The 21,695-nt window shown below is 57.0% G+C and carries 19 protein-coding genes and 3 pseudogenes; 12 read left to right on the top strand and 10 right to left on the bottom strand.

Going from position 1 to position 21,695, the window contains the following annotated elements; all coding sequences use genetic code 11:
* Positions 1–399: 399 nt before the first annotated feature.
* The 6 genes from N7U68_RS00630 (at position 400) to N7U68_RS00605 (ending at position 11,092) form a co-directional block, all read left to right on the top strand.
* Complete coding sequence (locus N7U68_RS00630) at positions 400–2,523, top strand: GumC family protein (RefSeq protein WP_263046629.1); 2,124 nt, start codon at positions 400–402, stop codon at positions 2,521–2,523.
* Between the two features lie 146 nt (positions 2,524–2,669).
* A complete protein-coding gene (locus tag N7U68_RS00625) occupies positions 2,670–4,427 on the top strand; it encodes a DUF2793 domain-containing protein (RefSeq protein ID WP_165198415.1) in 1,758 nt (585 codons plus the stop codon).
* 888 nt (positions 4,428–5,315) lie between these two features.
* The gene (locus N7U68_RS00620) at positions 5,316–6,548 is read left to right on the top strand and encodes a CDP-glycerol glycerophosphotransferase family protein (RefSeq protein ID WP_165198414.1); all 1,233 of its coding nucleotides are present in this window, start codon (positions 5,316–5,318) and stop codon (positions 6,546–6,548) included.
* Positions 6,549–6,585: 37 nt separating this feature from the next.
* Positions 6,586–9,684, top strand: a complete 3,099-nt coding sequence (locus N7U68_RS00615) for a PEP/pyruvate-binding domain-containing protein (RefSeq protein WP_165198413.1) — start codon at positions 6,586–6,588, stop codon at positions 9,682–9,684.
* Positions 9,684–10,295 (top strand): gamma-glutamyl-gamma-aminobutyrate hydrolase family protein, encoded by a 612-nt coding sequence (locus N7U68_RS00610; RefSeq protein ID WP_165198412.1) that lies wholly within the window; start codon positions 9,684–9,686, stop codon positions 10,293–10,295. The genes N7U68_RS00615 and N7U68_RS00610 overlap by 1 nt, the downstream gene beginning before the upstream one ends.
* The gene (locus N7U68_RS00605) at positions 10,292–11,092 is read left to right on the top strand and encodes a phosphocholine cytidylyltransferase family protein (RefSeq protein WP_263046775.1); all 801 of its coding nucleotides are present in this window, start codon (positions 10,292–10,294) and stop codon (positions 11,090–11,092) included. Before N7U68_RS00610 ends, N7U68_RS00605 begins: the two co-directional genes overlap by 4 nt.
* Positions 11,093–11,140: 48 nt before the next feature.
* On the opposite strand, the gene N7U68_RS00600 is transcribed toward N7U68_RS00605, so the two are convergent.
* The 3 genes from N7U68_RS00600 to N7U68_RS00590 form a co-directional block, all read right to left on the bottom strand.
* On the bottom strand, positions 11,141–11,317 hold the full coding sequence (locus N7U68_RS00600; RefSeq protein ID WP_165198410.1) for a hypothetical protein: 177 nt from the start codon (positions 11,315–11,317) through the stop codon (positions 11,141–11,143).
* A 113-nt stretch (positions 11,318–11,430) separates the two neighbouring features.
* Positions 11,431–11,607: an NAD(P)-binding domain-containing protein gene (locus N7U68_RS00595; RefSeq protein WP_165198409.1), complete on the bottom strand. Its 177-nt coding sequence runs from the start codon at positions 11,605–11,607 to the stop codon at positions 11,431–11,433.
* The gene (locus N7U68_RS00590) at positions 11,607–11,744 is read right to left on the bottom strand and encodes a hypothetical protein (RefSeq protein WP_165198408.1); all 138 of its coding nucleotides are present in this window, start codon (positions 11,742–11,744) and stop codon (positions 11,607–11,609) included. Before N7U68_RS00590 ends, N7U68_RS00595 begins: the two co-directional genes overlap by 1 nt.
* A gap of 177 nt (positions 11,745–11,921) precedes the next feature.
* Here N7U68_RS00590 and N7U68_RS00585 point away from each other — a divergent pair, with 177 nt between their 5' ends.
* On the top strand, positions 11,922–12,467 hold the full coding sequence (locus N7U68_RS00585) for a DNA-binding domain-containing protein (protein WP_165198407.1): 546 nt from the start codon (positions 11,922–11,924) through the stop codon (positions 12,465–12,467).
* A 56-nt stretch (positions 12,468–12,523) separates the two neighbouring features.
* A pseudogene (locus N7U68_RS00580) lies at positions 12,524–13,674 on the top strand (IS3 family transposase).
* A gap of 38 nt (positions 13,675–13,712) precedes the next feature.
* Here N7U68_RS00580 and N7U68_RS00575 read toward each other — a convergent pair.
* From N7U68_RS00575 to istA, 3 genes and pseudogenes are all read right to left on the bottom strand, one after another.
* Positions 13,713–13,955, bottom strand: a pseudogene (locus N7U68_RS00575) (IS6 family transposase); the annotation flags it as partial.
* A 402-nt stretch (positions 13,956–14,357) separates the two neighbouring features.
* The gene (istB, locus tag N7U68_RS00570; protein WP_263046774.1) at positions 14,358–15,149 is read right to left on the bottom strand and encodes an IS21-like element helper ATPase IstB; all 792 of its coding nucleotides are present in this window, start codon (positions 15,147–15,149) and stop codon (positions 14,358–14,360) included.
* Positions 15,139–16,668 carry an IS21 family transposase gene (gene istA / locus N7U68_RS00565; protein WP_263046779.1) on the bottom strand — a complete coding sequence of 510 codons (1,530 nt, stop codon included), beginning with the start codon at positions 16,666–16,668 and terminating at the stop codon, positions 15,139–15,141. Before istA ends, istB begins: the two co-directional genes overlap by 11 nt.
* A gap of 307 nt (positions 16,669–16,975) precedes the next feature.
* On the opposite strand from istA, the gene N7U68_RS00560 reads away from it, so the two are divergent.
* Complete coding sequence (locus N7U68_RS00560) at positions 16,976–17,725, top strand: hypothetical protein (RefSeq protein ID WP_241188310.1); 750 nt, start codon at positions 16,976–16,978, stop codon at positions 17,723–17,725.
* 106 nt (positions 17,726–17,831) lie between these two features.
* Here the strand turns inward: N7U68_RS00560 and N7U68_RS00555 are convergent, their stop codons facing one another.
* From N7U68_RS00555 to N7U68_RS00545, 3 genes are all read right to left on the bottom strand, one after another.
* Positions 17,832–18,071 (bottom strand): hypothetical protein, encoded by a 240-nt coding sequence (locus N7U68_RS00555; RefSeq protein WP_165198406.1) that lies wholly within the window; start codon positions 18,069–18,071, stop codon positions 17,832–17,834.
* A gap of 167 nt (positions 18,072–18,238) precedes the next feature.
* Positions 18,239–18,496, bottom strand: a complete 258-nt coding sequence (locus N7U68_RS00550) for a helix-turn-helix domain-containing protein (protein WP_165198405.1) — start codon at positions 18,494–18,496, stop codon at positions 18,239–18,241.
* A gap of 124 nt (positions 18,497–18,620) precedes the next feature.
* Positions 18,621–18,872, bottom strand: coding sequence for a hypothetical protein (locus tag N7U68_RS00545; protein ID WP_165198453.1), 252 nt, complete (start codon positions 18,870–18,872; stop codon positions 18,621–18,623).
* Positions 18,873–19,083: 211 nt separating this feature from the next.
* Between N7U68_RS00545 and N7U68_RS00540 the strand changes: the two genes are divergently transcribed.
* The 3 genes and pseudogenes from N7U68_RS00540 to N7U68_RS00530 all read left to right on the top strand — a co-directional run.
* Positions 19,084–19,437: a hypothetical protein gene (locus N7U68_RS00540; protein WP_165198404.1), complete on the top strand. Its 354-nt coding sequence runs from the start codon at positions 19,084–19,086 to the stop codon at positions 19,435–19,437.
* A 43-nt stretch (positions 19,438–19,480) separates the two neighbouring features.
* A complete protein-coding gene (locus tag N7U68_RS00535; protein WP_263046773.1) occupies positions 19,481–20,095 on the top strand; it encodes a lytic transglycosylase domain-containing protein in 615 nt (204 codons plus the stop codon).
* A pseudogene (locus tag N7U68_RS00530) lies at positions 20,092–20,274 on the top strand (TrbC/VirB2 family protein); the annotation flags it as partial. The gene N7U68_RS00535 and the pseudogene N7U68_RS00530, both read left to right, overlap by 4 nt.
* 366 nt (positions 20,275–20,640) lie before the next feature.
* On the opposite strand, the gene N7U68_RS00525 reads toward N7U68_RS00530, so the two are convergent.
* Positions 20,641–21,234, bottom strand: coding sequence for a helix-turn-helix domain-containing protein (locus N7U68_RS00525; protein WP_263046772.1), 594 nt, complete (start codon positions 21,232–21,234; stop codon positions 20,641–20,643).
* Between the last annotated feature and the right edge of the window lie 461 nt (positions 21,235–21,695).

Here is a 21,695-nt window from a genome sequence, read left to right as displayed (position 1 = left end):
CCCGCCCCGAGGCATATTATCAACAGGAAAAGTGCCAACACATCGTGAATCTGGCTCAGCAGAGTGAGCGCGCCATAGAGTAAGGTAAAGCGCCATATAGAGACTGAGGGGAATCAAAAAAGGTATCGACTGCCAGAAAAAACAGCGTGCTTAGTTGGGCAAGAGCGCATGAAAGTTGGGGAAATTCATCTCTCCGAATCTCTTCTATTTGGCAAAATAGACACCTCGGTTAGTATCTCTTCTAGCCGCCTCTGCAAAGTTTCGATATGCCTATGGGCGGGAACGAGTTGATGTCCGCCGCCAGAATGGCGAAACATCTTGCCAGAAAAATGTGTCATTGCCATCAGACCACGGTTATGTGAAAGCGACGCAATATCCAGAACAACAGCGGATGGTATGATGAAAGATAGCACGTTGTCAGCCCCGGCACACCAGATCACTGCCCCGCAGGATAGCGCCGAGATTGATCTGACAGAACTTATACGCACGCTATGGCGCGGGAAATTCTGGATTGCACTTTGTGTCTTTATTGCCATCGTTTTGGGCGGGTACTACGCTTTTTTCAAAGCCGTGCCAGTCTATACCTCCAGTGCCGTGGTCATGCTGGAAAGTCGCCAGGAACAAGTGGTCGACCTGGAAAGTGTGATGACCGGCCTGTCCGGCGATCAGGCCACGATCAACACTGAAGTCGAGGTGATTCGTTCACGCGGGTTGATCGAAAAATTGGTCAATAAACTCAATTTGATGGAAGATCCGGAATTTAACCCCGCACTGCGACCTCCCCGGGTATTCTCTCCGGGCCGGATCATCAACCAAGTACGCGAGATGATAAGCGGCGAGCCCACCGCCGTCCGCCAGCCTCACGAGCGTGAAAGTCTGGATGCCGTGATCGACAGCGTAATCAATACGATCTCGATTATAAATCTTCGGCAAAGCTATGTTTTCGAGATTACAGCGGCCACCAAAGACCGTGAAAAATCTGCAGCCATCGCCAACACATTGGCCTCACTTTACATCTTGGAACAGATTGAGGTGAAATTTGCCGCCACCGAGCAGGCAACAGAATGGCTTAGCGAACGCGTGGGCCAGCTGCAGGTCGAATTGGAAACCGCCGTCGCCAAAGTCAAGGAATTCAACTCTGGTACAGCGCTGATAAGCCCTGAAGCATTAGTCGGGTTGAACCGACAGCTGAAAGAGACTCGCGACCGGCTGCGTGAAGCGCAGCAATCCAAAGCCACAGCCACGGCCCGGATGGCGGAACTGGAAGCGGTTCAGGCGACCGGCACGCCCGAAGAGATAGCAGAAGTCGCGAACGATACCACGCTCACCCGCATCCTGCGAGTGATGGAAGACGGCAACCGCAAAGCCTTCGACACACGCTTCAGTCAGGTGCTGGAGCGTGCACAACTGGACGTTACCCGTGCCGACAGCCAGATCACAGCATTGGAATCCTCGATCAAAACGCAAGATGCACAGATCGAACGGCAATCTGCAGATCTGGTAAGGTTGCAACAGCTCGAGCGCGAAGCAGAGGCCAGCCGTCTGATCTACGAATACTTTCTCAACCGGCTGAAAGAGACCAGCATCCAGCAGGGCATTCAACAGGCCGACAGCCGTGTTCTGTCGCAAGCTGTTGTCCCTTTGCGCCCTTCATCGCCGCGCAAGCCTCTCATTCTGGCCCTGTCGATGGTGCTGGGTCTCTTAATCGGGGCTGCCATCGTGCTGATCCGCGAGTTTGCACAGAACACATACCGCGTGGCCGAAGATCTGGAAGCAAAGACCGGCTATTCAGTCCTAGGCCAAATCCCTGCCATTCCCGCCCGCAAACGCAAGAACGTCCTAAAGTATCTCTCGGATAAGCCCACCTCAGCCGCCGCCGAGGCGATCCGCAATCTGCGGACGTCAGTGTTGTTGTCGAATCTCGACCAACCACCAAAAATCATCATGTCCACCTCGTCAATCCCGGGCGAAGGCAAGACAACCCAATCCATAGCACTCACCCAAAACTTGGCCAGAATGGACAAGAAGGTGTTGCTGATTGAGGGCGACATGCGTCGTCGCATCTTTGCCGAGTATTTCGATATCAAGGACCGCAAGGGGCTGATATCCGTCCTGTCGGGCGATGTGGAATTCTCCAATGCGGTCATCCGCGAACCGGCATTACAAGCTGATCTGCTGATCGCCGAAAAGACCACGACCAATCCGGCGGATGTATTCTCCACAGAGCGTTTCCGATCCTTCCTGGACAATATGCGCGAGAAATATGACTACATCATAATTGACACGCCGCCTGTTCTGGCGGTGCCGGATGCGCGCGTCATCGGGCAATGTGTGGATGCCATCATCTACACCGTAAAATGGGACAGCACGTCACAGCGTCAGGTGCTCGAAGGGCTCAGAGCTTTTGAGAGCGTGAATGTCCGCGTGGCCGGGCTGGTTTTGGCCCAAATCAGCGCGAGCGGTATGAAACGCTATGGCTATGGTGACAGCTATGGCGCCTACAGCTCCTATTATGACAGCTAAGGCGTTTCAGGCTCAAGCCGGGCAGCCCTGAAGGCGGAATGCTGCCCTGCCGACAAACAGACCAACGTGCGCAGAAGTAGGGATTTTCTCAGTTATTGAGAGAATGATCAGATGTGTTATTCCACGCCTGATCAGGGGGTCTTTTCATGCCCGGCTTTTCCGACTTCTCCACACACCTTGCGCTGCCCTATATCCAACCAGCCCAAGCCCAAAAACACATCACCCATAACGAGGGAATGCGGCGGCTGGATGCCCTCGTACACCTGTCCGCCACTTCGATGAGTATAGCCACACCGCCCTCCGCTCCGAACTCAGGCACGCGTTTTATCCTACCCACCGGCGCATCAGGTGCTTGGGCCGGGCAACCCGCAAGCATTCTGGCGGTATTTGAAGACACGACATGGATCTTTTACGCGCCGCAGCCCGGCTGGACCGCATGGATCAAGGATATCGCCCGCCATCAAGTCTTTGACGGTAGCGACTGGCAGAACCTGACCAACACGCCCGACTATCAAAACCTGCCGCAGCTCGGCGTGCAAACCACAGCCGATTCCATCAATCGGCTGGCCGTCGCAGGCACGGCGACATTGCTGACCCATGCTGGGGCCGGTCATCAAGTGAAAATCAACAAGGCCGCTACGGCCGACACGGCCAGCCTGCTGTTTCAGACCGGTTGGTCGGGTCGAGCAGAGATGGGCATCGCTGGATCAGACAATTTTGAGGTCAAGGTCAGCCCCGACGGCACCACCTTTCACAGGGCCCTGATTGCCGATGCTGCCACGGGGCGGGTTCGCTTTCCGCAGGGCGCGGATGGCCTTGCGCCCGAAGGGTTCGGTACCGGGCCGGTCCTGACGACGGATTATGCCGCCGCACGCGGCACCGATCTGGTAACTAATGGCACCGGCCTGCTGGGCAACACTTACAACTACCCGCCAGAATTCAGCTATGATGCGACGACCGCGCCGAACCTGCCCGCCAGCTTTTCGTTTGCCGGGTATTACAACAACCGGGTGCAGATGCTGGAGCCGCTTCCCATCGATCCGAACCGCGTCTACCGACTGGAATCCTATCTGCGTCAAGAGCGGTTACCAGGGGATTGGTCCGCATATGCCAATGGTGAGCGGCACAGCCAGTATATGGGCCTGATCTGCCTCGATCTGGACGACGAGATCATCATGGCACATCATCACATGCGCTATCGCAAGGGTGGCGTCGACAGCCTGACCACGCTGACGGCACCACTGGCCCCAGGTGATACGGTGATCCACCTGAACGACACATCGGGCTGGAACGATACCTTTACGGCCTCTTATTACCGGGGTCTGATCATGTTCGGGTACCGGAACTCTTTGGGCTTTACCTATGACCGTTACAGTCGACTGGTGGAAATGGATATGTTCGACATAGGCGATGTCGACAAAACCACCCATACCGTGACACTCAACAAACCCCTGCCCGTCAGCCTGGCGAACCCGGACGACCCGTCAGGCATCTGGCCCATAGGCGCGGAAATCGCCAACGCCTCCAGTGGCAGCACCTATAAATATGCCTTCTATAACGGACTTATCCTGTCCGAAACCGACCGTTGGTACCGCACCGAAAGCTATATGGGTGGCATCGACCGGTCGGGCGGCAATGTCTTGGGGAACTTCCCGCCCGGAACGGCCCGGGCCCGGGTCTTTTGGATGCCCAACCACACCAACCGTTCAGGCGGATTTTCCAGCCATCCCGATACCGGTCCGGCGCATCGTGTGTGGTTTTCCGGGGTCTCGGTCACGCCCGAAACGCTAGCGTTGACACAGGCGACCGCATCTGGTGCCCAGTCGATCAAGGTGCCGCAGGGTGATTTCGCCGCAGGCACGCTGGCGCTGGCTCCCGCCTCATCTGTGGTCGAGCCCATTTAAAAGCACATAACACATCCGCGTTGACATACCCTCCGCCAGTCATATGATATCAAGCCATCCGATTATTTTTGGGTGGTGTATCCTACCTTTTCACAAGCCCTGTTCTTCGGGCTTTGCTCAATTTCTGCTTGCCTATCTAAATATTTTGAACCTGTTACGAGAATTTAAATGCCACAGTTTCGACCATTTCGATGCCGTTCCTGTCAGCACCGATTGCGTTTCGGCGCAGGCCAGTGCGGTCGCTGCCATGATGACACTCCTTTTTACAACCGGTCGACCGCCTTGCTGCTGGGAGCCATCCTGATCCTGCTACTGCTGGCTGTTCTCATGTTTCCTGCTTGATACGAGTCCGCATCAACCCAAAAAGCGCCGCCGATAGAGCCAGTCCAACAACGCCATCGAGACACTGATCATCCGCCTGCCCCTTGTGTGGCGCTCGATTTTCCAGCCCTCCATCAGGCTATCACCGCAGCCTGCGCAGTCGCGGGTGCAATGATCTGCAAGGCAGGACGACACCTGACTGGCTGAGGCCTTACCGGTGCGGTCGCGACCCGCCTGAGCGCCGCGCTGAAGGTGCATTTGTTTCGCACGCGAAACAATTCCGGGATGCGTTTGTGGCGCGGCACAAAATGCCATGACAATAGGGGCATTGCTGGGCGGAGGATTGGGGCAGCACTGAAGTGCGCCCGTTGATCAGCATGTTCAAATACTGTAGGGCATCAGGGTTGATTGATACAGGGCGATATCAAGCCGTTCAAACTACATTTGTAACAGAGAGATTTTACACAGATGAGCCTCAAAAAACGCCTGTTGAAGCTTGAGCAAGCGTATCCGAAGGTTTTCGCGACTTTCAACATACGGACTATCTTTTATGTTATTCGAGACATCGTGATCCTAAGCAAGTTCCTGCGCGTGCTGCTGCTGGCGCCAGTTGCGTTTCTGGTCGCCCGCTTGCGGCCCGCAGGTGATCCCTTTGTCATGATTGCAACGCGCGACGCGCATATCGGTCCTTGCTCACTGCAACTGATCCAGATGGTTTGCGCCGATCCAGACCGTCAACTGGTCCTTAGCGTGCGCAACCGCGCGGCATTTGACGAGATCAATCAAAGCCTGATCACAACCGGCGGGTTTAAAATCATGGATATCGTAGAGCAGGATAGTTTTAAGTCTCTGTGTCGCGTCTTTCAGGCCAATGTGCATATAGCGTTCGAAAATGTTTTCGAGACATTCATCTTTGCCAACCGTCTGGGCGTTTGGTCAGGCAAGCGGCCAAAGCCTGTTCTGGTACCTGACGGGATCGTCACCAAGACCAACGGAAGTCTTTTGTCGTCAGACAAAATCGTCGGCACAGGGCTGAAGGTGTGGCTGGTTGGCCGGGCGGCTAAGCGCATCACGTATGTGTCGCAGTCGGGTGCCGATAATTATCGCACATGCCTTAACACGGGCATTCGTTCGCCCAGTCTGATGCGTCCGCGGGGCCTGCCGCGGTTCATGCGCGCGGCGGCGCTGAAATCGGAAAATACCCAACCTCTGTTGACGCCCCATTTTCGGGAAATGCTGGCCGAAGATACTGCCCGGTTCCGCATCATGGTCGCCTTGACCAAGAACAAGGAAGCCTCGGATCTGGTTTATCTGCTGAAGCAGATGAACATGACCCTGCTCGACCTGAACACCCTTCTGGCCGAGGCCGACACCAGCCTGTGGATCAAGTCCCACCAGTCGACCCTCCCATTGGACGATGCGGATACTACGGTGGGAAATCAGGGACCCAAACGGATCTTCGCCGTCGGCACGCCTGACGGACTTTCATCAGTTGATCTGTTCCCGTCATTTGATGGTTTGCTCACCGACATTTCGTCAATCTACGTTGACTTTCTGCCCTTCGAAGGACACATCGGTTTTGTCAGCTACGACACATGGAAAGCGGAGGGCCGGTTCTGTTACCCGGATAGCCCATTCTACCCCGGAGCGAAGCTCAATACCGTCGACGACCTGCGCGCATTCCTGGAGGGCTTGTCAAAGCAGGACCCGATAATGCAGCAAGAGCGTGACTATGCCCGTCGGGTTCTGTTGGGAGACGGTACAGACTCCGATTACTGGGCCGCACTTCTGGCATCCTGACACGCGCAACCCGCAAGATAGCAAAAGAAACACTTACATGACGCATTCTTCCTCTGAATTTACCGACGGCAGCCAAACGTCGCGATTGATCATTCTGAACGCCGGAACGCCCCATCAGAGTAGCGCAGATGCCGAGGCGGCACTATCGCGTGCATTGCCCATGCATGGGAAACGGACATTGGACTGGATCATCACCACGTCCGGTCTGAAAACGGAATCTATCACGATCGTCTCTGGCTATCAGACAGAAGAGACACGTACGCAGTTCAGCGAAATCAATGTGGTCGAGAACCGAAGCTGGCGTGAAACCGGCAGCGCAGGATCGCTGTTTTGCGTTGATCTGGATGGGCTTACCGAGTTGCTGGTTTGCTACGGCGATATCTTGTTCCGGGACAAGATCCTTCGGCAGTTACGGGCGAGCGATAGCGATTTGACGGTCGCATGGGACAGCCAGTTCCGGACCCGGTACACCGACCGTCAGGACGAGGATCTGGAGCGTTGCGAGAAGGTCGTTGCGCGTGGTGACACCCTCGCAAGCCTAGGGGACGACCTGCCAACCGATTGGGCATCGGGCGAATTCATCGGCTTGGTGCGGTTCTCGGGCGAGGCCTTGCGACAGCTCGCAGCCCTGACCGACAACCAAAAAGAGATGTTATCAACGCTCAGTCTGGCGCGGCTGGTCGAATGGTTCCGCATTCATGGCCACAGCGTGCGCGGCTGCGACGTAGGCGGTGACTGGGCAGAGTTGAAGGAATCACATGATATTGCGCGCTTTGTGTTGGGAACCAAGGCCGAATCTCTGGCGCGGCTCAGCACAGTGGTTAAGCAATCCGTCATTCAACCCCAAATCTCATTTGACGTCGCCGCATGGGAACGTGAGCCCGACCAGATTATTGACCGCATCCGCGCGGCCTTTGAGGCGCAACAGATCATCGTGCGCTCTAGTGCGAAAAGCGAGGATTCATTTCTGCACTCCAATGCGGGCGCCTATACCAGTCTGCTGAATATTGATCCGCAGAGCGATCTGCATGGCCCGATCGACGAAGTCTGCGATTCCTATGAGAACAAGCAGATCGACGATCAGGTTCTGGTTCAGCCGATGGTGCCGGATGTCGTGATGAGCGGGGTCGCTTTTACACGCACGCTTGATTTCGGCGCGCCCTATTATGTCATTAATTACGCGGAAAGTACTGAAACCGACGCCATTACCGCAGGCAAGGATAGCGACAGTGTTACCTATGTTGTACGGCGCGATATCAAGGACGGCGCGATACCCTCGCCACATCTGAAAAAACTGCTGTGCGCCATCCGCGAGATTGAATGGCTGCTGAGCTATGATGCGCTGGATATCGAGTTTGCCATTGATGCAGACACGCAAATCCACATTCTTCAGGTTCGCCCCATCACAGTGAAAAAATCGGGCGGTGGCGTGACCAAAGCTTGCCTGTCGATGGCAAGGCGTGCCGAGAAAAAATGGAAGGCGCACCAACAGCCCAGGCTACGCGTCAAGGGTGATCTGCCGATTTACGGGGTCATGCCAGACTGGAACCCCGCCGAGATCATCGGTACCAATGCGGGCAATCTGGCTGCGAGCCTTTATCGCTACCTCATCACTGACGATATCTGGGCCACCCAGCGCGCTGAATACGGCTACAAGGATGTGCGGCCCCAGCCCTTGCTGGTCAATTTCTGCGGCAAGAACTACGTCGATGTCCGCGCCAGCTTTAACTCGTTCATTCCGGCGAACGTGAGCGATGCGTTGCAGGAAAAACTGGCGAATGTCTATCTGCGGCGTCTGCGGGACAAGCCACAGTCGCATGACAAGGTCGAGTTTGACATCCTGCCCACCTGCATGAGCCTTGGGACGGTCCACTGGCGCGATACGCTGGCCGGCGAAGGGATCAGCGACAAGGCCGATCTGAATGCGCTTGAGGACGGTCTCAGGCAGATAACACAGAACGGCATCACACGAACCCCGCTGGATTTGGCCGAGGCCGAAGCGCTGGCCGACCAGCTCGACAACTTTAAAAACACATTCGAACATGCCGGTTTGGCCCGCGCCCGCTACCTGCTGGAGGAATGCCGCCTGCGCGGGACGCTGCCGTTTGCACATCTGGCACGCAGCGGATTCGTGGCAGTCACCCTGCTGCGCGATGCCGTGGCCGAAGGTGTGTTAAGTCAGGCAGCCAGCGAGGCATTCCTCGCGTCGATCCGCACGGTTTCGCATGAGATTGTCCTTGATGCTGCGCGGGTGGCTGATGGGGCACTAGATTGGGACAGCTTTGTTGGCACCTACGGGCATCTGCGCCCCGGGACATACGACATTCAGTCACCAGCCTATGCCGAAGCACCCGAGCATTACCTGCGCCCGATGGTCATACAATCGGGACAAGCCCCGTCGCACGACCATGATATCAGTCTCTGGGACGGGCAAAAGCAGGCGTTCTTTGACGCTGTGTCGGCGCTTGGCATTGCGGCTTCCGGCGACCAGATCGAGACATTCCTGCGGCAGGCTATCGAAGGGCGCGAGAAAAGTAAGTTCATCTTCACCCGCTATCTGTCGGCCGCGCTGGATGATATCCTGCTCTGGGGCAAGGAGAACGGCCTTGGACGCGAGACACTGTCACATCTTCATCTGAGCGAATTGATGGATCTGGCGGATGGCCCGGTATCGGCACAGAGAAAGACCAAGGCGCTGGCAAAGGCTGCCAAGCGTGCGGCTAAATCCGCCCGTGTCTCGGCTGCTTGTCAACTACCGGAACTGATCACCAGCAAGACCGATTTCAGCATCTTCCGCCTGCGCGACGGGCAACCGAACTTTATCGGTACGAACGAGGTTCGCGCGTCAAATGTCGCCTTGGGTACGGGGGACGCAGAAGTGGCTGGTCCAGTTTCGCTGGAGGGCTGCATCGTGATGATCCCGATGGCCGATCCCGGCTATGATTGGCTGTTCGGTCAGAATATCGCTGGACTGATCACCATGTATGGCGGGGCGAACTCGCACATGGCGATCCGGGCGGCAGAGTTTGCGCTGCCTGCGGCGATCGGAGTCGGTGAGAAGATATATAATTCGCTGGTAGACGCCCACATGCTGGAGCTGAGCCCGCGGAACAAGACGATACGCGTGATCAGCTAATGCGACGTATCGGCATCTCTCAGCGGATCGATGCGTATCCCGACCGCGATGAGCGGCGCGATGCGCTGGATCAACGTTGGGCCGAGCTGCTGTGGCAATGCGACATCCTCGCGATGCCGCTCAACTCGCTTTGCCCGGATAATACGGCCTATCTCGATCTTCTGGCGCTCGACGGCTATATCCTGAGCGGCGGCAACGATATCGGACAAGCTCCGGAACGTGACGCGCTCGAGGCGGCGGTTCTCGATCATGCGGTCCAAAACGGCCTGCCTGTGCTGGGCGTTTGCCGCGGTATGCAATTCATGAACCATCATGCCGGGGGCCAGTTGCGGCCTGTTCGCGGGCATGTGGCACAGATGCACCCGATTACCGGCCCCTTCGCCGACGATTACGGGCTAAGCACCGTGAACAGCTATCACGGGCTGGGCATGGTCGATGCCGATATGGGCACCGGGCTGAATGCCACGGCACATAGTGCCGACGGTATTGTCGAGGCTTTTGCGCATCACAACCTTCCGTGGCTCGGGATTATGTGGCACCCCGAGCGTAACACACCTTACGACCCCCAAGATGCCCGCATTATCCAATCCCATTTCAGAGTGAACTCATGAAAACCATCATCCTGGCCGCAGGGCAGGGCAGCCGCCTGCGCCCGCTCACCGACGACCGTCCGAAATCCATGGTAGCCCTCGGCGGCAAGCCTCTGCTGGTTTATCAGCTTGAGGCGATGCAGGCCGCCGGGATCGCGAAATCAGACATCGCTATTGTGACCGGATATCGCAAAGAGCATCAGGAGGCGCTTGGTTACAAGACTTTCGTCAACCCGGAATACATGACAACCAACATGGTCTATTCGCTGTTTTGTGCCGATGAATGGATGGATGAGACGCAGGACCTTCTGATCGCCTACGGTGACATCGTTTATGACAAAGGCGTGCTAGAGACACTGTTTTCGGTGCCCGGCGATGTGGTTCTGACTGCGGATACCTCATGGCAAAAGCTGTGGGCGGCCCGCGCCGAGGATTTTCTGGCCGACGCCGAAACGTTTCGTATTTCCGAAGACGGGCTGGTGACCGAAGTGGGCCAGCGCCCGCAATCGCTGGCTGATATCGATGCGCAATATATGGGACTGATCAAGATCAGCGCCGACAAGATCGCCGAAATCAAGACTGTCTTTGCTGCCGCCAACGCCGCCGCGGAAAAAACCGGGGCGGACGTGGATAACATGTACATGACTGATTTTCTCAATGACCTGATTGAGGCCGGCTGGCGCGTCAGACCTGCGCTGATTTCAGGCCATTGGATCGAGGTGGATACCGTGGGCGATCTGGAATTGTATCAAGGTATGCTCGATCCCGCGCGACCCGGCGACCTGTCGCCTCTGTTTCACGCGATTCTGGCATCGTAGGGCATTCCGCGTTAGTCGTCTGACACTGGCGGTTCGATGAATTATGTATCAGAATTCTGAATATCTGCCGGGCAGGCCATCATGGGCCATGTTCATGGTATCGGTGGCAAACAGACGATCGACTGGTGCCGCATCACCCTGCACGATAATCGCGGACCCGCCCTGCGCGATCGTGGGAAACGGTATCGTGGCACACAGCCAGAGCAGGCGAAACGAGGTTGCCAATCTTGTCGAGGGGCAGATCGGCCATCAGCGATATCACCTGCTGTTCAGGTCGAAACTCAAGCGTCTTTAAAACGCCGGAGGCGACGTCTGGCAGAAGCCCCAGAAAGATCAGATCACTTTGCGCGAGAACCTCTCTGGTTGCTGGCCACCGTTACATTGCCAAAGGTTCGCGACAACGCGGATGCGTTGGCGATGCTGCGTTCGGAAACGACGATCTGGTGCCCGTCATTCACGAGGCCGCGCACGACTGACGACGCAATGGTTCCGAGGCCGGTAATCCCGATACGCATCAGATATCCTTAACCAGTCGCAGCGCATCATAGATCGCCGCATGGGTGTTGCGGGCACTGACGGCATCTCCGATGCGATACAGACGGAACGCACCAGCCGGGTTGCGCAGGACCTCTTGTGGACGACTTTCGATCAAGGCGTCGTAATCAACCTCGCCATGGTTGATCGCCAGCTGTCATTGTGCTGTTAATTCCCGGACGTTGGCTTTAAAAAATTGAGCTAAATCAGATGGCGGTTGTGCCTTTTATTTCTGGGCTGTGCCTTTATTTCCCGGACGGTTCGTTCTGTGGATAAGTAATTTGGGTGGCGGCGCTTGGCGAAGGAAACGGAGAATCCTGGAGATATTGAACTCGCAATCGAGAGAGCCAGAATTTTGCGCCCGATTTTAGAGTTGGATCGAGCTGGCAACGATGTGGGTCCGCGGTTGTTGGCTGCGGCGGAAGAGATGGGTGTTTCCCGCAGCTCTGTATGGGAATTTTATCGACGGTTGAAACAAAACGATGGACGGTCGAGCGCCTTGCTGCCCAAGCGCCGTGGTCCAAAGCGTGGATCACAGCGCTTAGGTCGGGAGGTTGAAGCCATCATTGAGCGTGTTTTACGCTGGCATTATTTGGTGCCTGAGCCGCCTAGTTTTCTCCGGATTGTGGGAGAGATCCAGACCGAGTGCGGAGCCCGAGGTTTTCGCCGTCCAACCCGCCGAACGATCAAGGCCCGTCTTGACGCGATGGACCAGCGCGAGGTGTTGCGGAAGCGGAAAGGAGCGAAGGCGGCCAGGCAAGTATTCGAGGCAAGGGCAGGGGCCTTGGATGTGGAACGTCCGCTGCAGGTCGTTCAGATCGATCACACCTTGGCGGATTGAGGTGCCCCTAGATTTGTAGACGCTTTGCCCGCTAACTTTGAGGCGAGGAGGCCGACATGGGGACAAGCAATTACAGCGACGATTTCAAGCGCGATGCGGTGCATCAGATCACGGTGCGGGGGTAGCCGGTTCGGGAGGTGTCCCGGCGATTGGGCGTCAGCACGCATTCTCTTTACAAGTGGATGAAGCTGTTCGGGGAACCGGCATCCAAAGCGAACATCATCGACCACGAAGCAGAGAACAGGCGACTGAAGCGCGAGCTGGCCAGGGTCACTGAGGAGCGCGACATTCTAAAAAAGGCAACGGTGTACTTCGCGCGCGAGTCCCAATGAAGTACGCCTTCATCCGGGCGCATCGCGGAGAGTTTGGCATCCGCGCCATGTGCCGGGTGCTGCGGGTTCATTTCAGCGGCTTCTACGCATGGCTTAAGGAACCGTTAAGCCACCGTGCGCGGGAAGATGTGCGCCAGACAGACCTGATCCGGCTGGCCTGGACGGACAGCGGCAAGGTCTATGGCTATCGCAAGCTGACGGACGATCTGCGCGATCAGGGCGAACAGGTTTCCGAGAACCGGGTGGCGCGCCTGGCGTCTCTGGCCGGGATCGCTGCACAGATCGGTTACAGACGCCGTCCGGGTCGCTACGGCGGCAAGCCAGCAATCGTTGCCGAGAACAGGCTGGAGCAGCAGTTCCAGGTTTCTGCCCCCGATCAGGTCTGGGTGACCGACATCACGTACATCAAGACCCATGAAGGCTGGCTGTATCTGTGCGTCGTCATCGACCTGTTCTCGCGCCGGGTTGTCGGCTGGTCCGCCCAGTCCCGCATGACCACAGACTTGGCCTTGCAGGCATTGCTGATGGCCGTCTGGCGCCGAAAGCCAGAAGGGAAGGTCATGGTGCATTCCGATCAAGGCTCGCAGTTCACCAGCCGCGAATGGCAGACGTTCCTCCACCAGCACAATCCGGAACCGAGCATGAGCAGGCGCGGGAACTGCCACGACAACGCCGTCGCCGAGAGCTTCTTTCAGCTGCTGAAGCGGGAGCGCATCAGACGGCGGACATATCCAACCCGCGAAGACGCAAGGCGGGCTGTGTTCGACTACATCGAGATGTTCTACAACCCAAAACGCAAGCACACGAACAACGGAATGCTGTCGCCTGTTGACTTCGAAATCCGACAGCACAAACTGAACAAGGCAGGTGTCTAAGAATTTAGGGGCACCTCAAAGGTCTCCAGTTGGCAATGCCTCACATAAGTTTCGCCCACCCGCCACGAACAAACCTTTGAGCGCTTCCGACGATGCGCTTTAGCAGCAATAGTATCCGTATACTTCTCGACCCAGCGGTTGAGCGTTGCATGATCCAAATCGACGCCGCGTTCTGCCATGATTTCTTCGAGGTCGCGATACGAAATGGGACAACGAACGTATAAATACACGGCACACAGGATCACGGATTTCGGGTACTGCGCGTTTTCGAAACTGATCAACTCTTCAATTCTGACTGAGTCTCGGGAAAGTGTGCGGGCTGTCTCGGCGTGCCTGACAACGCAACTGAAATCCGAAACATTGCGACACTACCATATGGCGACACCAGACATAGGCGGGGTCGCCAAGAAAGTCGGAAATGCCCGCGACATGATCCTTGACCACCTCTACCTCGCTGCAGTTCGTGTGAATGGTCGGCCTTTCCGCTGCACTGCGACAACGTGATTTACGATGCCACAGATATTTTCTGTGCCGCGAGTCCACGCAGCGAGAAAATAAAATTCACAGACTGGGCTCTTACCCCAACCTTTGCTGCGCTTTGCACCAATGTATGTTGATTGTCACTGAGAACTGACCCGGTATTTTCACCGAGATTTGACCCACCCTCAGTTATGCGTCGTGGTCTATGATGCGGTCAATGTTTTGGCCTCCTTTGCAGTTTTCTTTGCTGCCTCAGAACTGACCTTGAAGCGGTAGCTGTCGTTTCCGGTTTCGAGGATGTGGCAGCGGTGGGTAAGCCGATCCAAGAGAGCGGTGGTCATCTTTGCATCCCCGAAGACCTGCGCCCATTCTGAGAAGCTAAGGTTGGTGGTGATGATCACACTGGTGCGCTCATAGAGCTTACTGAGTAGGTGGAAGAGCAATGCCCCACCAGATGAACTGAACGGCAGGTAGCCAAGCTCGTCTAAGATAACCAAATCGACCTTGGTCAGCATCTCAGCCAGTTTCCCAGCCTTTCCAAGCGCTTTCTCTTGCTCCAGTGCATTAACCAATTCCACGGTCGAGAAGAAGCGGACCTTTCGCCTGTGATGCTCAATCGCCTGCACACCAATTGCTGTAGCAGTATGGCTTTTGCCGGTTCCGGGGCCGCCGATCAGCACGACATTTTCAGTCGCTTCAATGAACTCGCACCGATGCAACTGTCGGACTGTTGCCTCGTTGATCTCACTGGACGCAAAGTCAAAGCCGGTGAGGTCTTTATATGCGGGGAAGCGGGCGACCTTCGTGTGGTAGGCGATAGACCGTACCTCGCGCTCGGCGATCTCGGCCTTGAGCAGCTGTGACAGCATTGGTGTGGCAGCTTCGAACGCTGGCGCGCCCTGGGCGACCAAGTCTTCAATCGCATTTGCCATGCCGTACAGCTTGAGACTGCGTAGCATGATCACGATAGAAGCTCCTGCTGGGTCATGACGCATGGCGCTTCTCCTTAGTCTGTCGCAACCCGTCATAGCGATCGACGTTGGCCTCTGGCGTTGACTGCAATGCCAGTGCGTCCGGCGGATCGACCTCGGGGTGATCTGTCGGTCTGCGGTCGATCAATCGATGCAACAGGTTCAGGATGTGCGTCTTGGTGGGGACGCCCGCTTCAAGTGCCAGCTCCACTGCGCACAAAACGTCATCTTCGTTGTGCTGAAGGACCAGAGACAGAATGTCGACCATCTCTCGGTCACCGCCTTCTTTACGCAGCATGTGATCCTGAAGTTGCCGGAAGGCATCCGGCATCTCCGTGAACGGCGCACCATTGCGTAAGGCACCTGGTTTGCGTTGGATGACAGCGAGATAGTGACGCCAGTCATAGATGACCTTGCCGGGCTTGCGATGAGACCGCTCGATGATCCGCGCATGCTCGCAAACCGTTTGCCCTTCAGCGACCATGACCAGCCGTTCGGGATAGACATGCAAACTGACACGTCGGTTCGCAAAGCTGGCGGGAACGCTGTAGCGATTGCGTTCGAACGTGATCAGGCATGTGGGTGACACACGCTTACTATGTTCGATAAAGCCATCGAATGCCGGCGGCAGTGCCATCAGCGTGGGCTTCTCGGCCTCCCACACGTCAGCGATGGACCCCGGCAAAGCCTTGTGCGGTGTCTCTGCCCAAAGGGCGATACAGCGATCTTCAAGCCATTGGTTCAGCTCTGCCTGATCGGCAAAGACTGGCATGACCTGCCACATGCGGTTGCGCGCATCCTGCACGTTCTTCTCAACCTGGCCTTTCTCCCAACCTGCGGCTGGATTGCAGAACTCGGGCTCAAACACGTAGTGGCTGGCCATAGCCTTGAAGCGTGCATTGACGTCCCGCTGCTTGCCTTTGCCCACACGATCAACGGCGGTCTTCATATTGTCATAGATCCCGCGACCAGGCACGCCGCCGAAGACGCGGAATGCATGCCAGTGGGCGTCAAACAGCATCTCGTGCGTTTGCAGCGGGTAGGCCCGCACCAAGAAAGCCCGGCTGTGTGACAGTTTGATATGCGCGACCTGAAGTTTGACGCGCTCACCACCGATGTTGGCCCTGTCCTCGCTCCAATCGAATTGGAAGGCTTCGCCGGGCGCGAACACCAAAGGCACATAGGTGCCGCGCCCCGTCGTCTGTTCCGCTCGATGCCGATCTTCACGCCATGCCCGGGCGAAAGCTGCCACGCGTTCATAGGAACCATTATATCCCAGCTTCACCAGATCAGCATGCATTTGCTTCACTGTCCGCCGCTCTTTGCGTGACTTCCGCGTCTGGATTAAAAGCCAGGCTGACAGCCGATCCGCGTAGGGGTCCAGCTTGCTTGGACGCTTGGGCGTCTTGAACCTCGGCTCCACCGCACCTTCACGCAGATACTTCTTGATCGTGTTCCGAGACAAACCCGTCCGCCGGGCAATCTCCCTGATTGGCATTTTGTCACGCAATGCCCAGCGTCGAATGACACTCAAAAATCCCATGTCGATCACTCCAAATCCCCCCAACCAAAACCGTCGGGGAAGTGTGTTCACATGGGTCAGTTCTCAGTGACAATTTATGGGGCTACCGGGTCAGTTCTCAGTGACAATCAACACCAATGTACGCTCGGATCGTTCGAGTACCGCCCTAATGATTCTCGACCATTTTTACCCATGAACAAAGGAAGAATTGTATGACGATCAATGATGAAATGTTATTACATAAGATTGGCATGCAATAGATATACTATGAGTTGCGGTCGTATAGTTTTGTATGTATACTGGAGTCCCCTTGCCAAGGACTAAGAGTATGTTTCGACCGTTCAAGAACCTAGTGGGCACGTCGCTGGCTGCTCTGACTCTGACTTCGCTGCCTCCAAGCTCAGAAGCGCAGAGCTATCCTATCGACTGCGCAATCCTCCTCTGTCTGTCCGGTGACTGGCCGCCCTCTGTACACTGCTCACGTGCCCGCGCCGAATTCATCCGGCGGATCACGCCCTGGCCAGTGGAACCGCCGCTGCAGATCTGGCGCTGTCCAATGGGGGCGTCCTCCGAGATCGAACGTCGGCCGAGCGAAAAAGACCGGATCTTCGACGCCCAGTTCCAAACTGATGAATTTCGACCAAGCCAGTCCTTTCCCGTAAACCATCACGAACCTGACGCAATGACAGAACCGGCCGTTTGGAACTTTGACGAAACCTCAGATCAGCTCGTCTTAGAGGATTTTGCCCTTCGCTTCGTCCAAGACCGCGCGGACATCGACATCAGTGGTCCGGAGTTCAATTTTGTGCGGTCCATCCGGGTTTTTGATGTTCGCTTCGCCTCACAGCGAGAAGCCGGAGAAAACGATGAGTGCAGGCGTTATGCGCTAGTCTACCTCGGCACCTACGGTACGCAAGGCGCATTTTCATGGACATTGACTGCACCGACGGCTCTACCCCATGCGCATGTCGGGCTCGAAGGTTGGGGATCGCACTGCCCAAGTATCAATAATCGCTCGGTGTTCGTGGACTGGCGCGACTACGAAGGCAACTATGGGTTTGAGCAGGTCAATTACTGACCCGTTGGGGCTGCCCCTCAACCGTCATTCGCCGCAGACACTCTCAGAGTCAACTCTGCCCAGAGTACCGCTTTATGAAAAGATACCCTCGATTGGCTTCGACCTGTTATAACTGATCTTGCCAGCTGTCGAGCGTCGGAATTTGGGTCAATCCACCGAAGTCGATTTCTCGCTTTTCAGCGTCACTGAGGTCAGGTCGGCACTCTAAAACCCGCTGCGGGCCGTCAATATCCCACCGCACCGCCAAAGCCCCCGTATTCCAACGATACACCCAGCCGACAATACTGCGCTCATCCGTCCCAATCAGATTTGCGATCGCGACGCCTTCGATCTTATCTTCACTCACTTTTTACTGACTTCCTGCAATTTGGCATTGCGGATGGCAGCTCAAATCCCAAAGCGTTTGCTGCAACCGTATGCCGGGCCTCGTTACTATCGGTTACTGTTCTTCCTCGCGGTAACGAATTCACACTGGGAGAAGTCAGCTCCCGTGGTCTCGATTGATGAAATGGCTCAAATCCTGTGGTCGGGCTCCGTGGCGGCTTCGACGATCGCCAGAGCCTCGAACGGGTCAAAGCCGATGGCGCGAGCCAGAACGACCAATTCGACGACGTCGACCCGGCGCTGGCCGCTCTCAACACGGGCAATAAGAGACTGATGGCATCTGAGCCTGTCCGCCAAGTCTTTCTGACCGAGGCCCGCCTTGTTTCGGGCGTCGACCAAAACCTGGCAGAGTGCCACATGTCCCGTGCTTCTGATTGTTTTTGCCACGCGTCACATACCTTTTGTGACGTCGCTAGCTGATGATATCTGTTATCTAAAAAGTAGATACTCGAGGATGTTATCGGCGTCGGGTTTCCATGGTCTGCAAGTTTGATGCTCCCAAAGTTGCCCATCAATCCCCTACCAATTGCAGAAACCAGCCATAGTCTTCACTGACTTCGCGCGCTTCCTCGAAGGCACGGGCACGCTCCTGCTCGAGGCAGCGGAAGTAGCTCTGCATATCCTGGATGTAATCTTCGAAATCGCCACGGATGATGCCCGAATAGTCCCGCGCCGCCTGCGAATCGCTTGGCAGGAAGGGACGGGGCGGCGCGAAGCAGGATTCCGCCAAACCCGGCTCGGGAACACAGACCAGAAGGGCCATAGATTGTAGTGGGAGCAGACCTATCAACCTTGGGTTTCTCAAACCTGTTATCTCCTTGATCGTGGGCACTGGCCATGACTAATGTTTGAGTAACTAAACTACAGCTAAACCGTGATATTACATCTTGCGGTTGATATTATACTATCGTAACTCTGGGCTTCAAGTGAGAATGCCCGGGCGTTGCGTCTTTGGAGAAAGCGTGAGCCGGGCCATGAACGGGGACATCGAAGCACCAAATGTGGTTACGGAAGCACGTTTCCGCGAACTCGTGGAAAGCGGCTATAGCGCTGAAATCCTGTGCCAGGAGTCGGCACACAAGAAGGGCCCGAGTTATTACGGGGTCTGGATCATGCGCGTCGTCTCTGACGTTGGCGTGGAAAAGTTGCTGGTCACTGCCCGCACCCGGACGACCTATAACGACATCAAGATCCGCGAATTCAAGACCATCACGGGCGTGGTTTCCTTCCTCATCGGTATCGGCTTCTCCCATGCCGATGTCCCGCTCGAAGAAGGCCAGCGGACGACACACAAACTGGCTGCGACCGACAAGGGCGGCAGCAAGTAGCCTTCTCCTTGCTTGGTTCCTTACGGGCTCTGCCTCTGCCCAGATGGTGCTGGTCATGGAGAGCGATGGCTCTCTGACGCCTTCCCAATCCCAAAATAGCTTTGCGCGCAACTACAATGACGGCATCGGCCAGGGGTCCGCTGCTGATGAGTTGGCGATCCTCGGCGAGACTGACCTTGGGCCAGACGAAATCCAATTGGCAGCCGCATCGCGGCCCGCTCCCCTGCCCCCAGCTGGCGTTCTCGCTGCCATCGAAGCCACCGCCCTTCGCTACGCTGGTCATCCCGGACTGCGCCGCACGTCGCTCTCTGTCCGAGACTGGCTGACCCTCTACCGCGCCAATATTGAAGTCGAGAGCGCCTATCGCCAGGATGCGGTCTCGAGCGCGGGAGCGATTGGCCTCGGGCAGTTGATGCCTGCGACCGCGCGTGACCTCAGTGTTGACCCGCGTGATCCGCTTCAGAACCTCGACGGCTCCGCCCGCTACCTCGCGATGATGCTGGAAACTTTTGGCGATCCGCGCCTGGCGCTGGCAGCCTACAACGCCGGACCGGATGCGGTCCGCCAGTACGGTGGCATCCCCCCTTACCGAGAAACCCAGAACCACGTGGCCCGCGTCATGGCTGTCGTGGCCCGATTGGAAGGATCAAATTCATGAGACAGATTTCAAACCTCTTTGTCGCCTCGCTGGCGCTATTCCTGCTGATTGCCGAGCCCGCCCTCGCACAGAGCATCGATCTTTCCCCGATCCAGAGCTTATTGCAAGGCATTGTCGATGCGCTGACCGGACCTCTTGGTGTGGTCATCGCCACACTCGCGGTCCTCGGCGTTTTCTTGCCCACGGGGAAGGACATGAGCATGTGGGTGGTCTGTCCGAGCTTGGGCTTGAAGCCCGCATCCCACCGCTTGGCAAAGCGCTCGGTCAGGTCCTTGATATCACCCGCCTCGAGCTTCGCCTTGCCATCCAGGAACCCGCTACTGTCCACGATATGGGTGGACTTGGTTGTGAGGTAATCGAGCTGGTTTGCGAGCTGCGATTTGGTATGCGTGCCCCCGCCCCGGATCGCCTTGAAGACCGCTGGCCGATGCCCTGCTGCCGCGCGCGTAAGCTGGGTCTGCTTGGCGACATGCAGCCCCTGCATCGAGCCCCGGACGCGGCTCCAGCCATCCCGGAAGACCTCGCCCGTGACGGCATGGACGGCATCATTCAGCCGCATGCGCAAACTCCCTCAGCGCGGCCGTGGCCTGCAGCTGCATTGCGTCCCGACGGCGGCGCAGAAGCAGATCGATCTCGTCAGCAGAATCCAGGATGAACCGCGCCAGCCCGCGCATCTGCGCAAGGCGCAATTCGGTGAACTCGGCACTCGTGCCCCCCACGGCCCCCTGCCCCCGCCTGTTGGCCTGCGTCATCTGCTTGGCGATCTGCGCGACCCCATTGCCGACCTCGTGCAGAGAGGCGCGGTAACGCGCCATCTCGGCCGCCAACTGCGCGTCCGGGACAAACACGCCGCCCGACGCCTGGATCAGCCGTCGCAGCCCCTCGGCCCGGCTCTCGATCCCCGCCTTCGCCAGCACCTCGTCGAGCGCCTCAAGCTCCGCGGCGGTGACCTTCACACTGACAGCGGAGACCGGAATAGCGGCATCGGCCTGGCGCTCGGCATCAGCTTTGAGCGTGTACTGGATCGCCCGCACCGACACGCCAAACCGTTCCGCCAACACTGAAGTGGAAACGCCTTCCGCAGCTTCGCGAACGATCTCCATGCGCTCCGCATCGATGAGGCGTTTTGAGCGAGACATGCGAAGAAAGACCCCCTATTTCCTGCCACCTTCCACCAAGGCTGCTCCCACCTTACGATAATATATCACGCTGTCAATTATATACTTACGTCGCCTTCAGTCTCAGGCAGCCTTGGTGTCCGCTTCCCCCGCGGCCCGTAGGGACGCGGGCCTGTCCCCTCGCCATCAAGAACCCCACCTGTCCAATGGGTCCCCTTCCCCAACACCGCCCGAGGATCTGGCCGAACGCCACGTGTTCGGACGGAACCGCGGGCGGGCGCAAACCCCTCCGACAGGGCGGACAGGCAGGGTCAAGGAGGGCCAGATTTGGGTCCCCAAATCTCTGCCGCAAAAACCGGGAGGCCCTAGCCGATAGGTTTTTGTGGATGGCCCCCTTGAGGCTGACTGGCCGGTCTGTCGCGGCCTGATCATTCCGGGGGGTAGTGCGTCCGTTGAATGCGCAGCGACCGGCAGCTTCGTGA

This window comes from Roseovarius pelagicus (genome assembly GCF_025639885.1).
GTDB classification, from domain to species: Bacteria; Pseudomonadota; Alphaproteobacteria; order Rhodobacterales; family Rhodobacteraceae; genus Roseovarius; species Roseovarius pelagicus.
Note: the sequence above shows the minus strand (reverse complement) of the source record. Positions and strands in the feature narration are given on the sequence as shown.

Bases quoted from the DNA above. Each gene is read 5' to 3' on its own strand.
- istA (WP_263046779.1), bottom strand. From the start codon at position 16,668: ATGGGATTTTTGAGTGTCATTCGACGCTGGGCATTGCGTGACAAAATG.
- N7U68_RS00615 (WP_165198413.1), top strand. From the start codon at position 6,586: ATGACGCATTCTTCCTCTGAATTTACCGACGGCAGCCAAACGTCGCGA.
- N7U68_RS00540 (WP_165198404.1), top strand. From the start codon at position 19,084: ATGAACGGGGACATCGAAGCACCAAATGTGGTTACGGAAGCACGTTTC.
- N7U68_RS00545 (WP_165198453.1), bottom strand. From the start codon at position 18,872: ATGGCCCTTCTGGTCTGTGTTCCCGAGCCGGGTTTGGCGGAATCCTGC.
- N7U68_RS00560 (WP_241188310.1), top strand. From the start codon at position 16,976: ATGTTTCGACCGTTCAAGAACCTAGTGGGCACGTCGCTGGCTGCTCTG.
- N7U68_RS00610 (WP_165198412.1), top strand. From the start codon at position 9,684: ATGCGACGTATCGGCATCTCTCAGCGGATCGATGCGTATCCCGACCGC.
- N7U68_RS00535 (WP_263046773.1), top strand. From the start codon at position 19,481: ATGGTGCTGGTCATGGAGAGCGATGGCTCTCTGACGCCTTCCCAATCC.
- N7U68_RS00525 (WP_263046772.1), bottom strand. From the start codon at position 21,234: ATGTCTCGCTCAAAACGCCTCATCGATGCGGAGCGCATGGAGATCGTT.
- N7U68_RS00595 (WP_165198409.1), bottom strand. From the start codon at position 11,607: ATGCGTATCGGGATTACCGGCCTCGGAACCATTGCGTCGTCAGTCGTG.
- N7U68_RS00630 (WP_263046629.1), top strand. From the start codon at position 400: ATGAAAGATAGCACGTTGTCAGCCCCGGCACACCAGATCACTGCCCCG.
- istB (WP_263046774.1), bottom strand. From the start codon at position 15,149: ATGCGTCATGACCCAGCAGGAGCTTCTATCGTGATCATGCTACGCAGT.
- N7U68_RS00625 (WP_165198415.1), top strand. From the start codon at position 2,670: ATGCCCGGCTTTTCCGACTTCTCCACACACCTTGCGCTGCCCTATATC.
- N7U68_RS00605 (WP_263046775.1), top strand. From the start codon at position 10,292: ATGAAAACCATCATCCTGGCCGCAGGGCAGGGCAGCCGCCTGCGCCCG.